This window comes from Aeromicrobium camelliae (genome assembly GCF_003850045.1).
Classification (GTDB): Bacteria; Actinomycetota; Actinomycetes; order Propionibacteriales; family Nocardioidaceae; genus Aeromicrobium; species Aeromicrobium camelliae.
In genome coordinates this window covers 262,714-275,106 of the sequence record NZ_RQJX01000001.1, presented here as the reverse complement: position 1 = coordinate 275,106, position 12,393 = coordinate 262,714, and the positions used below count along the sequence as shown (strand labels likewise).

17 protein-coding genes are annotated in these 12,393 nt (G+C 68.9%); 7 read left to right on the top strand and 10 right to left on the bottom strand.

The window, feature by feature from the left end; genetic code table 11:
* Positions 1-72 precede the first annotated feature (72 nt).
* Positions 73-1,182 carry a peptide chain release factor 2 gene (gene prfB / locus EHW97_RS01440; RefSeq protein ID WP_124235374.1) on the bottom strand — a complete coding sequence of 370 codons (1,110 nt, stop codon included), beginning with the start codon at positions 1,180-1,182 and terminating at the stop codon, positions 73-75.
* Between the two features lie 184 nt (positions 1,183-1,366).
* Here prfB and EHW97_RS01435 point away from each other — a divergent pair, with 184 nt between their 5' ends.
* Positions 1,367-1,768, top strand: a complete 402-nt coding sequence (locus EHW97_RS01435; protein WP_124235373.1) for a four-helix bundle copper-binding protein — start codon at positions 1,367-1,369, stop codon at positions 1,766-1,768.
* 3 nt (positions 1,769-1,771) lie between these two features.
* Here EHW97_RS01435 and EHW97_RS01430 read toward each other — a convergent pair whose 3' ends face one another.
* The 7 genes from EHW97_RS01430 to EHW97_RS01405 are packed head-to-tail and all read right to left on the bottom strand — an operon-like array spanning position 1,772 to position 6,024.
* Positions 1,772-2,185, bottom strand: coding sequence for a Tad domain-containing protein (locus EHW97_RS01430; protein ID WP_124235372.1), 414 nt, complete (start codon positions 2,183-2,185; stop codon positions 1,772-1,774).
* Positions 2,182-2,595, bottom strand: coding sequence for a hypothetical protein (locus tag EHW97_RS01425; protein ID WP_124235371.1), 414 nt, complete (start codon positions 2,593-2,595; stop codon positions 2,182-2,184). Before EHW97_RS01425 ends, EHW97_RS01430 begins: the two co-directional genes overlap by 4 nt.
* Positions 2,592-2,966, bottom strand: coding sequence for a TadE/TadG family type IV pilus assembly protein (locus tag EHW97_RS01420; RefSeq protein WP_124235370.1), 375 nt, complete (start codon positions 2,964-2,966; stop codon positions 2,592-2,594). Before EHW97_RS01420 ends, EHW97_RS01425 begins: the two co-directional genes overlap by 4 nt.
* Positions 2,963-3,124 (bottom strand): hypothetical protein, encoded by a 162-nt coding sequence (locus EHW97_RS15225; RefSeq protein WP_166367343.1) that lies wholly within the window; start codon positions 3,122-3,124, stop codon positions 2,963-2,965. The genes EHW97_RS01420 and EHW97_RS15225 overlap by 4 nt, the downstream gene beginning before the upstream one ends.
* Before the next feature lie 19 nt (positions 3,125-3,143).
* Entirely contained in the window at positions 3,144-4,052 is a 909-nt protein-coding gene (locus EHW97_RS01415) for a type II secretion system F family protein (protein WP_166367342.1), read from the bottom strand.
* A complete protein-coding gene (locus EHW97_RS01410; protein ID WP_124235368.1) occupies positions 4,049-4,858 on the bottom strand; it encodes a type II secretion system F family protein in 810 nt (269 codons plus the stop codon). Before EHW97_RS01410 ends, EHW97_RS01415 begins: the two co-directional genes overlap by 4 nt.
* Positions 4,846-6,024, bottom strand: a complete 1,179-nt coding sequence (locus EHW97_RS01405) for a TadA family conjugal transfer-associated ATPase (protein ID WP_124235367.1) — start codon at positions 6,022-6,024, stop codon at positions 4,846-4,848. Before EHW97_RS01405 ends, EHW97_RS01410 begins: the two co-directional genes overlap by 13 nt.
* A gap of 150 nt (positions 6,025-6,174) precedes the next feature.
* On the opposite strand from EHW97_RS01405, the gene EHW97_RS01400 reads away from it, so the two are divergent.
* The 4 genes from EHW97_RS01400 (at position 6,175) to EHW97_RS01385 (ending at position 8,859) form a co-directional block, all read left to right on the top strand.
* Entirely contained in the window at positions 6,175-6,813 is a 639-nt protein-coding gene (locus tag EHW97_RS01400) for a hypothetical protein (protein ID WP_124235366.1), read from the top strand.
* A 96-nt stretch (positions 6,814-6,909) separates the two neighbouring features.
* Positions 6,910-7,527, top strand: a complete 618-nt coding sequence (locus tag EHW97_RS01395; RefSeq protein WP_208001814.1) for a ribonuclease H family protein — start codon at positions 6,910-6,912, stop codon at positions 7,525-7,527.
* Between the two features lie 76 nt (positions 7,528-7,603).
* Positions 7,604-8,380, top strand: coding sequence for a PspA/IM30 family protein (locus tag EHW97_RS01390; protein ID WP_124235365.1), 777 nt, complete (start codon positions 7,604-7,606; stop codon positions 8,378-8,380).
* Positions 8,377-8,859 (top strand): DUF2505 domain-containing protein, encoded by a 483-nt coding sequence (locus EHW97_RS01385; protein WP_124235364.1) that lies wholly within the window; start codon positions 8,377-8,379, stop codon positions 8,857-8,859. Before EHW97_RS01390 ends, EHW97_RS01385 begins: the two co-directional genes overlap by 4 nt.
* 95 nt (positions 8,860-8,954) lie before the next feature.
* On the opposite strand, the gene EHW97_RS01380 is transcribed toward EHW97_RS01385, so the two are convergent.
* On the bottom strand, positions 8,955-9,917 hold the full coding sequence (locus EHW97_RS01380) for a thiamine-phosphate kinase (RefSeq protein ID WP_124235363.1): 963 nt from the start codon (positions 9,915-9,917) through the stop codon (positions 8,955-8,957).
* Positions 9,918-9,993: 76 nt separating this feature from the next.
* On the opposite strand from EHW97_RS01380, the gene EHW97_RS01375 reads away from it, so the two are divergent.
* Positions 9,994-10,230: an Lrp/AsnC family transcriptional regulator gene (locus EHW97_RS01375; RefSeq protein ID WP_121793650.1), complete on the top strand. Its 237-nt coding sequence runs from the start codon at positions 9,994-9,996 to the stop codon at positions 10,228-10,230.
* Between the two features lie 11 nt (positions 10,231-10,241).
* Here the strand turns inward: EHW97_RS01375 and EHW97_RS01370 are convergent, their stop codons facing one another.
* Positions 10,242-11,309, bottom strand: coding sequence for a D-alanine--D-alanine ligase family protein (locus EHW97_RS01370; RefSeq protein ID WP_124235362.1), 1,068 nt, complete (start codon positions 11,307-11,309; stop codon positions 10,242-10,244).
* A 36-nt stretch (positions 11,310-11,345) separates the two neighbouring features.
* On the opposite strand from EHW97_RS01370, the gene EHW97_RS01365 reads away from it, so the two are divergent.
* Positions 11,346-12,392: a trans-sulfuration enzyme family protein gene (locus tag EHW97_RS01365; RefSeq protein WP_124235361.1), complete on the top strand. Its 1,047-nt coding sequence runs from the start codon at positions 11,346-11,348 to the stop codon at positions 12,390-12,392.
* The last annotated feature ends 1 nt before the right edge of the window (position 12,393 follow it).

The following is a 12,393-nucleotide window of genomic DNA, read 5'->3' as shown; positions in this document are numbered from 1 at the left end:
GAGTGTAGGCCCGGCACCTGAGAAAAGCCGGGAGGCGGGGCGGTCGCGCGTGTGACGTACGACCGCCCGCGCTCAGTTGAGCGACTGCCCCCGACGCCAGCGGATGCCGGCCTCGATGAAGTCGTCGATCTCGCCGTCGAGCACGGCCTGCGTGTTGCCGGTCTCGTACTCGGTCCGCAGGTCCTTGACCATCTGGTACGGATTGAGCACGTAGTTGCGCATCTGGTCACCCCAAGACGCCTGGACGTCGCCGCGCAGCTCGTCGAGCTGGGCACGCTCCTCGGCCTTCTTGAGCGCCAGCAGCTTCGCCTTGAGGATGACCATGGCGCTGGCCTTGTTCTGCAGCTGGCTCTTCTCGTTCTGGCAGCTGACCACGACACCGGTGGGGATGTGGGTCAGGCGCACCGCCGAGTCGGTGGTGTTGACGCTCTGACCGCCCGGGCCGCTGGAGCGGTAGACGTCGACACGGATCTCCTCGTCGGGGATGTCGATCTCGTCGGTCTCCTCCAGCACCGGCACGACCTCGACGGCGGCGAACGACGTCTGGCGGCGGCCCTGGTTGTCGAACGGCGAGATGCGCACGAGGCGGTGGGTGCCGGACTCGACCGAGAGCGTGCCGTAGGCGTAGGGGGCCTTGACCGCGAAGGTCGTCGACTTGAGACCGGCCTCCTCCGCGTACGAGGTGTCGTAGACCTCGACCGGGTACTCGTGACGCTCGGCCCAGCGGATGTACATGCGCTGCAGCATCTCGGCGAAGTCCGCGGCGTCGACACCGCCGGCGCCGGAGCGGATGGTCACGAGCGCCTCGCGCTCGTCGAACTCGCCGGACAACAGGGTGCGGACCTCGAGGCTCTCGATCGAGCCGGCGAGCCGGTTGATCTCGGCCTCGGCTTCGGCGCGGGAGTCCTCGTCGCCTTCCTCGGCGGCGAGTTCGAGCAGGACCTCGACGTCGTCGAGCCGCTGACGCAGGTTCGTCGCCCGCTCGAGCTCGGCCTGCAGGGCGGAGAGCCGGCCGGTGACGCGCTGGGCGTTGGCCTGGTCGTCCCACAGGTCGGGGGCGCCCACCTGCTCCTGCAGGTCGGCGATCTCCGCGCGGAGCTTGTCGAGGTCGAGCACCTTCTCGATCGACGTCAGCGTCGCGTCGAGGTGCTTGAGGCGTTCGGACAGGTCAGGTAGTGCCACCCTCGAAGGTTATCGCCCCGACCCGAGCCCCCTCCCCCCGCAGCCGCGGATTACCAGGTTCAGTAGATATTCCGACACCTCATGGGAGATCTGCAGCCACCCCGCGACTGCGATTCTCCCCCCAGATGCGCTCACCGGCTAGCGCTCTTAGCGTCGAAAGCGGACCTGTGAGAAGGAGAAGCTGATGAAGACCGCCGAGATGATCAACGCCTACCCGAACGACATCGGACTCGATCGCGACCTGCTCGCCCGCGCCGTGAACGCACTCGTCTCTTGCAGCCAGACCTGCACGGCGTGCGCGGACGCGTGCCTGAGCGAGGAGATGGTGGCCGATCTGCGCCACTGCATCCGCACCGACCTCGACTGCGCGGACATCTGCGCTACGACCGCGCGGGTTCTCTCGCGACACACCAGCTATGACGCCGACATCACCAAGGCTCAACTGCAGGCCTGCATCCAGGCGTGCAAGACCTGCGGCGAGGAGTGCGAGCGGCACTCCACCCACCACGAGCACTGCCGGATCTGCGCCGAGGCTTGCCACGCGTGCGAGCAGGCATGCTCCGAACTCCTCGCCAGCATCGGCTGAGCCTCAGGGCCTCTGCGCCACCTGTAACTGGGCCGTCGACTCTGCTCCGATCCGCGCGCTGTCGCGCCAGCCCGGTGGCGTGATGGGCAGGCCGTAGGTGCGCTCGAGACGGACGTGGACGGTGCCGTCCTCGACCCGCACGTCAAGCGCGGCGTCCGTGGGGACCACCGACGCGGCGAGGCGCTGCGCTTCGGCGACATCGATCGGCACCTCGCTGTCGACCCCTTGACGATAGAGCTGATCGCGAGCCAGGCCGTCGGCCGCCGTGAGGGCTGCTCGATCGGCCAGGTTGAGGAGTTCGCGCCGCTCGAGAAAGGCGGCCGACGCATTGATCACCACCACGGTCAGCAGGCCGAGGATGAGGAGGAATCCGACCGTGAGCACCGTGATCTGTCCGTGCTCGGGCCCGCGCTTCATCGCTGCGCCCGGTAGGTGCCGTAGGGCTCCGAATGTTGGGCTTCGACCTCGATGGCCGCCAGCGAGGTGCCCCAGGCGTCGGGAACCAACGGAAGCGGTTGACGAGTCGCGACGAGCACCTCGACGGATGAACCCGGCTGAAAACAGGCCGGGTGGCAGCGCACGTCGATGCGCACGTCGTGGACGTCGAAGTCCTGCAAAGTGATCCGCGCTGCGTGGCGTGCCCTCGCTTCCGCACTTTGAGCATCTGCGGCCTGATGGAAAGCTCGTCCTGCTGCCGCGCTCGCCGCGTTGACCGCGTAGGCCGCGCGCTGCGTCTCGAACACCGCGAGGAGTGCATACACGAAGGGGACGAGGAGAAGGAGCGTCAACCAGGTGAACTCGATGGTGGCGCTCCCCCGTTCCTTCATGGCTCCTCCTGGCGGATCGCGTGAGCAGAGACCGACAGCGGAACGGCAGGACCGGCGACGCCGAGAGCCGGGACCTCCGCCTCCACCGTCACGGTCATTGCCGGCACGCCATCGATCACCACCGGCTCAGCAGACACGTCTCGGGCGAAGCGGTCCGCGAGCGTGGCCTGAATGAGGTGTCGCGTGCGCACTTCGGCCTCGTGCGGGCCGGCACCGAGCGGCGACCCGGAGCGAGCACCCTCCGAAGCGGCCGCGGTGAGAGTCGTGCGGACGTGCAGGACGAGCCCCAACTGCACGAGACCGAACACGAGCGGGAGCAACACGAGCAGCACGAGGACGAACTCGGGGACCGCCGCTGCTCGCTCCCTCATCCCCCGACTGCGGTGAGCGCGCTGTCCAGCATCGCGCTGAGCCGAGGTCCGGCTATCGCGGTCAGCGCTGCGACGATCCCCGCGGTCATCAATGTCACCATGACCCAGCCGGGGACGTCGCCCCGTTCGCGGCGGGGTTTTCTCCACCAGTTGCTCATGTTCCACTCCTTTGTCTTCCTAGGGGCCTGAGCTGAGGGAAAGGCCGATCCACCCGGGATAGAAGGCGAAAATGACCGTCACGGGAAGCACGAGGAACACGACGGGGACCATCATCAGCACTTCGCGGCGTCCGGCGGTCTCGACGAGTTCGCGACGGCTGGCATCGCGTACGTCTTCGGACTGAGCGTGGAGGACGTCGATGAGCGGGGTGCCGCGCTCCACGGCCACCGCCACGGCCTCGGCGAACCGTGAGAGACTCGGGATCCCCGTGCGTTGCGCGAGTGATTGGAAGGCGACCGGCACAGCGATGCCGGACCGGATGTCGGCGAGCACGTGGAGGAGTTCGTCGCCGAGCGGGCCCGACGTCGCTCGAGCAACGCGGTCGACTGCAGCCGTAGGGCTCTCGCCGGCCGCGATGGCCAAGGCGAGCAGATCCGAGATGGCCGGAAACTCCCGCACCATGAGCCGTTCGCGTTCGCGAACCCGTGCGCTGAGCCGGTGATCGCAACCGACCAGCCCGATCGTCGCACCGAGAAAACAGAGGAACAGCAGGAGCGCTATCGGCGCGCCCCGTGATGCCACCGCGAGACTGAGGGCGAAGCCGGCGGCGAAACCGCCCAGCGCCCACAGCGCCTGCGTCATCCGGAAAGCCTCCACATCCGGAGCGACCCCCAGCCTGATCAACCGTCGGCGGACGCTCACCGAACTGCCGACTGTCTCTCCGATGGTGGCGGCTGCCCGCGTCAGCCGGCGACGTGCCGAGGTCACCAGGTCGTCAGTCGACGAGGCTGCGGAAGGGGCACCGCGAAGGTCGCGAATGTACGGGGCGACGCGGGCGACGAGCGGCGGGCGGCGGGATCGGCGCCATCCGTCGGCCATCAGCACGAGGCCGCCGCTGAACATCAGCCCGACCAGCGCCCCGATCACGCCAGCACCCTCTCTTCCAGGGGAAGCCGACCGGCCCACCGCATGAGTCGGTACGCCACGACACATGCCGCCGCGCCGACGGCGAGCACGAGGACTCCAGCCGGCTCGCCGAAGCGGGCGATGACATCGCGTTGCCCAGACATCATCAGCAGCACGATCCAGGGCGCGGCGACAGCGAGTCGGGCACCCGAGACTGTCCACGATTGACGGGCCTCGAGTTCCGCGCGGGTGCGGGCATCCTCGCGCAGGAAGGCTGACAACGAGCGCAGCATGCGCCCGAGGTCACCGCCGCCGACGTCCCGGGCCAAGCGAAGGGCCTCGACCACGCGGTCGCCGGTGGGATCGGCGAGTCGGTCCTTCAGCCGGTCGAGGGATTCGGAGAATCGACCGCTCGCCTCATAGTCGCGTGCGAACGCTGTGAAGGGCTCGCGCAGTTGCTGCGGGCCGTGGATGGAGAGCCCGACGACAGCTTCGGGCAGGGACAGTCCCGCTCGGATCGCCGAGGCGAGGTGGTCGACGACGTCCGGCCAGGCCTCAGCCTGCTCGCGCCTGCGGCGGCGTTCGGCCCCTGCGGCGAGCGTCCGTGGAAGAAACGCGGCCGCCGCGCCGGCCACCACAGCGATCGCCGGGACACCGGTGACGACGAGTCCGATCAAGGTGGCGGCAAACGCAGCAGCCAGTGATCCGGCGATGAGGCGCAACGGGATGCGAGGCCTATTGACGGAGCGCCTGCGGCGGGGCGCATCACCAGCCGTCAGCATCATCAGAACGCCGATCCCGAAGATCAGACCGATCAGGGCTCCCATGACCGCTCCTGTCGGGACAGACCCCGCTGCAGCACCCCGTCCCGCCGAGCGAAAAGCGGTTCGGTCTCGATCACGTCCCCCTCGGCGCGTCCGGTCACGCGAACGATCTCCTGGACCGCCCGCCGTCCGTCCTGGCCGATCGCGGTGTGGACGACGAGGTCGACGCTCGACGCGACCGTGGGCACGACGAAGCGCGGTGAGATGTTCTCTCCTGCCAGAAGCGGCAGCGTGCACAACTTGGTGAGAGCTTGGGTGGCGGAGTTCGCGTGGATCGTCGCCATGCCCGGCAGTCCGGAGTTGAGGGCGAGCAACAGGTCGAGCGCTTCCTCGGCGCGCACCTCCCCCACCACGATGCGGTCCGGCCGCATGCGCAGCGCCTCCTTGACGAGCATCCGCAGCGTGATCGACCCGGTGCCCTCGAGGCCTGCCTGTCTCGTCTGCATCGCCACCCAGTCGGGGTGACCGCACTGCAACTCGAAGACCTCCTCGACGGTGATGAGTCGCTGTGTCCCAGGAATGGCCGATGCGAGGCAGTTGACGAGGGTGGTCTTACCGGCTTGTGTGCCGCCGGAGACCACGATGTTGCGTCCCGCGGCGACCGCCTCGGCGAGGTAGGCGGCCGCGTGCTCGTCGAGGGTGCCGAGCTGCACCAGGTCGTCGAGGCTCTTGGCTTTCGCCACGAACTTGCGGATATTGACCGCACTGAACCCGCGACTGATGCCGGCGAGGACGACGTGGAGCCGGTGACCGCCGGGCAGCATCGCGTCGACGAACGGCTGGCTCAGATCGAGCCGGCGCCCGGTACTCGACAACATCCGCTCGACCAGCTCGCGCACCTGGTCCGCGGTCAGCATCACCGGAGTGAGCTCGTGCTGGCCATCGCGGGCGACGAACACGCGGTCCGGTTCGTTGATCCAGATCTCCTCGACGGCCGGGTCGTCGAGGAATCGCTGCAGCGGTCCGAAGCCGGCGACGTCGGCGACCAACTGCCCGACCACGACCTCCGGATCGTCGAGCGACGGTACGGCCCCGGTCAGGCTGCGGGCCTCGTGCTGGGCCACCACATCGGCCGCAGCACGCCGCACCGACTCACCGTCGGTGCGCGGGTCGATCCGACGATCGCGCACCAGCTGACGCACCTGCTGAGACAGCGCCGTTGCGTCCACGGCCTACCGCCTTCCCCCGAAAGCCGAGCTGTTTCTCGCGATCCTGCACGATCTCGTCCGCTTTGGCTACCCCTCGATCTCAGGCTGTGGAAAGAACCCCCTCATGAAAAGCGGAGCGAAACCACGCATCGGTCTGATTCACTCAGCCGTATGCGGTTGACGCGTATCAAGGCGGTGACATACGCGGCGCTACTCGCGCTCACGATTCCTTTCGCGGCAACTGCCGCCGCGCACGAGGATGCACCTGCGTCCGGTGGCTCGACGCCGGAGATCCACGATGGTCTTTTTCCAGCCGAACCACTCGAGGACCTCGAGGACGACATGCTCAGTTCTCTGGCGTCCGAAAACGGCAGCGGGATCCCCGACGACGTCCTCACGCTCACCGAGAAGATCAGCGCGAGATGGGGTGGCGACATCGTCAACTCGGTGAATTACGACCGCGCCACGGACACAGTTGACGTCCTCATGTCCCCTTACGCCGACCGAGCCGACATCGGCGACATCCAGGCCCTCGACAAGCGAGTGACGATCCGACGTGCGAAGCACTCGAGGCAGGAGTTCGTTGCCATCGCCCACGAACTCTCTGGCACCAGGGTCGGCGACGCCACGGTGTGGGGAGCAGGGCCGGCCCCCGACCACGACGGACTGATCGTGTATGCCGAACCCGACAAGGACGCGCGCGCCCGGGGATCCTGGGCTCTTGAGGACTACGAGACAACCATCCGAGGGTTCAAGGCAACGGTCCGCTTCGGCGCCCGGCCTATCGCGGCAGTCGGCGCTCCTCGTTAGGACAGTGAGCCCCGAGTACCCGCCGCGCAGACATCCATACGAGGATCGAGCAGGACAACGCCGACCCACGATCGCCCATTGGAAGAACGGATACCCGTGAACCTCAGCACCGACCAGCGCGACGAACTCATCTCACGGTTCCAGTCGGTCACGCTCGACCCGATCGACGCCGGGCGACAGCACCTCACTGCCGCGGAAGCCGCCGCACTCGTCGACGAGCTCGAAGCCGTACTCGCGCCGCCGGCCAGCCCGCAGGTCGCGGCCTCCATGGTCGAGGGGACGCTCACCATCGCATGCGACGGTTCGTGCCTGTCCAACCCCGACGGCCCGACCGGCTGGGCCTGGGTCGCCAGCGACGGCCGCTCCGACCACGGCGGCCTGGCGTCCGGGACCAACAACATCGGCGAGTTGCTCGCTCTCATCAACGCGTTGCAGGCGCACCCGAACAACGACCTGCACATCCAGCTCGACTCGCAGTACGTGCTCAACTCGGTCACCAAGTGGATCCCCGGTTGGAAGCGCAAGAACTGGAAGACCGCCGCCGGCAAGCCCGTCGCCAACGTCGAACTCATGAAGGAACTCGACTCCCTCGTCGCCGAGCGCAAGGCCGCCGGCGTCGCCACCACGTGGGAGTGGGTCAAGGGCCACAACAATCACCCGCTCAACGAGGCCGCCGACAAGCTCGCCGGTGACGCCGCACGGCGCTACGCCTGACTCCCTGGCGCAGCGCGTTACGCGTCTCGTGTCGACCCGGTAGGTTCGTTCTAACGTCGACACTAAGGAGTGACCGATGGCGCAGAAGCAGTCCATTCTCGGGCGCGTCGCCCAGCTGACCCGTGCCAACATCAACGCGTTGTTGGACAAGGCCGAGGATCCCGAGAAGATGCTCGACCAGATGATCCGCGACTACACCAACTCGATCGCCGAGGCCGAGAAGGCCGTGGCCGAGACCATCGGCAACCTCCGCCTCGCCGAGGCCGACCACGCCGAGGACGTCCGCGACGCCCGCGAGTGGGGCAACAAGGCGCTCGCCGCCTCGCAGAAGGCCGACGCGCTGCGTGCGCAGGGGCAGTCCGCGGAGGCCGCGCGCTTCGACAACCTCGCCAAGGTCGCGCTGGGCAAGCAGATCCAGCACGAGAACGAGGCCAAGCAGGCCGCGCCGATGATCGAGTCCCAGAACGAGGTCGTCGAGAAGCTCAAGACCGGCCTGGTGCAGATGCGCTCCAAGCTCGGCGAACTCCAGGTCAAGCGCGACCAGCTCGTCGCCCGGCAGAAGACCGCCGAGGCGCAGGCCCGCGTGCAGTCGGCCGTCAAGTCGATCGACATCCTCGACCCGACCAGCGAGATCTCCCGCTTCGAGGAGAAGATCCGCCGCGTCGAGGCGCAGGTCGCCGGTCAGGCCGAGCTCAACGCGTCCAGCATCGATGCGCAGTTCGAGGAGCTCGAGCTCGACAGCACGCAGCTCGAGGTCGAGGCCCGGCTCGCGGAGCTCAAGCAGCTCGGCGCCGGTGGCAGCCAGCCGTCGCTCGAGACCCAGCAGCGTGAGGAGACGGAGAACCCCGCGTGAAGATCCAGCAGAGCTACTCCTACCCCGCCGGCATCGACGCCGTCGACGCGCTGATCACCGACAAGGCGTTCCGCTCCGAGGCGTGCGAGCAGCAGGGCTCGCTCGACTACGACGTCAGCGTCGAGTCCGACGGCGACGGCCACGTCGTCACGATCAAGCGCACCATGCCGGCGCAGATGCCCGAGTTCGTCAAGAAGATCACCGGCGACACCGTCAAGGTCGTCCAGACTGAGAATTGGGGCCCCGCCGACTCCTCCGGCAACCGCGCCGCCGACGTCAAGGTCGAGATCGTCGGTCAGCCCGCTCAGATGAAGGGCACGGCCACGCTCACCGGCGGGCTCGAGGCGACCGAGTTCACCGTCGACGGCGACGTCAAGGTCTCGCTGCCGATCATCGGCCGCAAGATCGAACCCGAGGTGGCCAAGGCGATCAAGGCGGCACTCGACGCCGACGTCGCGTACGGCACCACCAAGCTCTGACCTCAGCGCCCGGTCACTGCACAGCGGCGGTGGCGCCGCGTACGTTTCCTCCTGGGAACGGGCGTGGAGCCACCGCCGTTGTCGTGCGGTCTCGGTCAGGCGAAGTGGCGGTGGCCGGGGGTGCCGGCGTAGGGCTCGCCGTCGACGGTGACCTCGCCGGCGCCCTCACGCACCTCGCCGACGACGGTCCAGCCCTCGGGAAGCGACGAGGCGCTCGGGAACGTGGCGACGAGGGCGAAGTCCTCTCCCCCGCCCAGCACGAACGACAGCGGGTCGAGCCCGCCGAGCGCGCTGGCGAGCGTCTCGACCGCCTCGGGCAGCACGAACGCCTCGGAACGGACGTCGACGGCGACCTTGCTGGCTCGCGCGAGATGACCGAGGTCGGCGACGAAGCCGTCGCTCACGTCGATCATCGCGGTGGCGCCGGCCGCCGCGGCAGCGGGCCCAGCCGCGTACGGCGGAACCGGCCGGCGGTGCGCGTCGACGGCGACCTTGGGCGAGCGGAAGCCGCGGCTCAGCGCGGCGTAGCCGGCGGCGGACAGACCGAGCGTGCCGGCGTAGGCGACGACGTCACCCAGCTGGGCGCCCGCGCGGGTGACCGGCCGCTCCGCGTCGCCGAACGCGGTGACCGAGATGACGACCTGGTCGGCCGAGGACACGTCGCCCCCGACCAGATGCGCGCCCACCGTGGCGCACTCGGCCTCGAACGCGGCGACCATCTCCAGAGCCCACTGCTCGGGCAGATCGGCCGGTGCGGCGAACGCCATGGTCAGCGCCGTGGCGACCCCGCCCATCGCGTTGATGTCCGAGAGGTTGGCCGCGGCGGCCTTATGGCCGACGTCGGCAGCCGACGACCAGTCGCGGCGGAAGTGCCGCCCCTCGACGAGGATGTCGGTGCTCACGACGAAGGTGCCGTCGGCGGTGGCCACGTGCGCGGCGTCGTCTCCGGGACCGAGCAGCACGTACTCGCTCGATCCGATCTGTTCGGTGACTCGGTCGATGAGGCCGAACTCCCCGACTGCGGCGATGGTCTGATCAGCTGAGCTCACCTTGCCCATTCTCCCAGCCTGGTGTGCCCCACCGCGGTCTCTGCGGTAGCGTGTCCCAGCGATGTCGCGCAGAAAGGAGCTATCGATGGCTGTTCAGGCGTACATCCTCGTCCAGACCGAGGTCGGCAAGGCCGCCGAGGTCGCCCGCGAGATCGCGGCCATCGACGGCGTCATCCAGGCGGAGGACGTCACCGGCCCCTACGACGTCATCGTGCGGGTCGAAGGCCCGAACATGGACGAACTCGGCACCCTCGTCGTCGCGTCGATCCAGCAGGTCGACGGCATCACCCGCACCCTCACCTGCCCCGTCGTCCGGCTCTGAGCCGGGCGCGCTCAGCGCAGGCCGGTCGGCCGCTTGAGCGCGAGCTGCAGCAGCCGCTCCACCAGGTCGGCGTAGGCCAGACCGGACGCCTCCCAGGCCTTGGGGAACATCGAGAACGGCGTGAAGCCGGGCATCGTGTTGATCTCGTTGATCACCAGCCCGCCGTCGGCCGAGTCGGTGAGGAAGAAGTCGACGCGCGCGAGCCCCTCGCAACCGATGGCGTCGAAGGCCTGCAAGGCGTAGGCGCGGATCCGCTCCCGCGTCGTGGGATCGATGTCGGCCGGAATGACGTTCTGGCTGCTGCCGTCGAGGTACTTGGCCGAGAAGTCGTAATAGTCGTGCGAGGCGGATTCGTCGACGACGATCTCACCGACCTCGCTGGCCACGGGCATGCCGTCGAGGTCCTGCACCACAGCGCACTCGACCTCCCGCTTGCCGTGCGCGGCGGCCTCCACGACGATCTTCGGGTCCAGCTTGCGAGCCGCCTCGACAGCGTCCTCGAGGTAGGCCCAGTCGTTCACCATCGTCACGCCCGAACTCGAGCCGGCGCGGGCGGGCTTGACGAAGACCGGCAGGCCGAGAGCGTGGATACGGTCGATGGCGCGGCCGGGGTTGGCCTCCCACTCCCACGGGAGCACCGTCACGTACGGGAGCTGGGGCAGCCCCGCGGCGGAGAACACCGTCTTGGTGAAGGGCTTGTCCATGGCGGCCGCGCTGGCGAGCACACCCGCGCCGACGTACGGGACGTCCGCCATCTCGAGCAGACCCTGGATGGTGCCGTCCTCGCCCCACGGGCCGTGCAGCAGCGGGAAGACCACATCGACCTCGTCTCGGAGGCGGTCCCAGGAGAACGCCGGGCGGTCGACACGGACCTGCGGGAGAGTGCCGGGCGCGAGGTCGTCCCACTCGCCGGTCTCCTCGACCCACCGGCCGTCGGGGGTGATGCCGACCGGGAGGACCTCGTAACGGTCGCGGTCGATCACCGCCATCACCTCGCGGGCGGTGAGGCACGACACGCCGTGCTCACTGGATCGTCCGCCGAACACGACTGCCACACGCACGCGCTTTGAACCGGTCATCGTCCAGCAGCGTACCGGGGCGAGGACAATGGACTCATGACGCCACGCGACCTCACCCCCTCGTCCATCGCCGTCTCGGTCGGACGACCCCACGAACCGGGCGATCCGCTCTCCGCGCCGATCACCTTGGCGAGCGCGCTCGTCCCCGGCGGGGCCGCGGATTACGCACGGGCGGGCAACCCGGTGTGGGCGCCGCTCGAACAGGTCGTCGGGGAGCTGGAGAAGGGACAGGCCCTCGCGTTCGCCTCGGGGATCGCGGCGTCGTCGGCGGTCTTCTCCCTCGTCGCGTCCGGGAGCCGCGTCGTCGCGCCCCACCACGGCTACTACGGCACGGCCAAGCAGCTGACCTCGCGCCCGGACCTCGACGTCAAGCTCGTCGACGTGTCCGACACGGGAGCGACGATCGAGGCGATGAGCGGCGCGGCGCTCGTGTGGCTCGAGTCGCCGACCAACCCCGCCCTCGAGGTGGCCGATCTGCCCACCCTCATCGGGGCCGCCCACGACGCCGGTGCCCTCGTGGCCGTCGACAACACCTTCAACTCACCGCTGCGCGCCCAGCCGCTCGAACTCGGTGCCGACATCGTGACGCACTCGGCGTCCAAGCTGCTCGCCGGGCACAGCGACGTCATCCTCGGCCTGACCGTGACCCGCGACCCCGACCTGTACGAGCGGTTGCGCGCGCACCGGCACGACCACGGCGCCATCCCGGGTGCCCTGGAGTCCTGGTTGACCACCCGTGGCATCCGCACCCTGCATGTGCGGCTCGACCGCGCCGAGCAGAACGCCCGCGAGCTCGTGGAGCGGCTGCGCGAGAGCACGCTCGTCGACGAGATCCGCTACCCCGGCTTCGGCACGATCGTCGGCATCGTCCTGGACGATCCGCACCGCGCGCAGCGTGCCACCGAGGCCAGCAGCCTCGTGCGCTACGCGACGAGCCTCGGCGGCGTGGAGTCGACCTGGGAACGGCGGCGCCGCCATGCCAACGAAGCGCCGACGATCCCGGCCGGGCTCATCCGCCTCTCGGTGGGCATCGAGGACGTCGACGATCTGTGGACCGATATCGAGGCCGCGCTGGGCGCCTGAG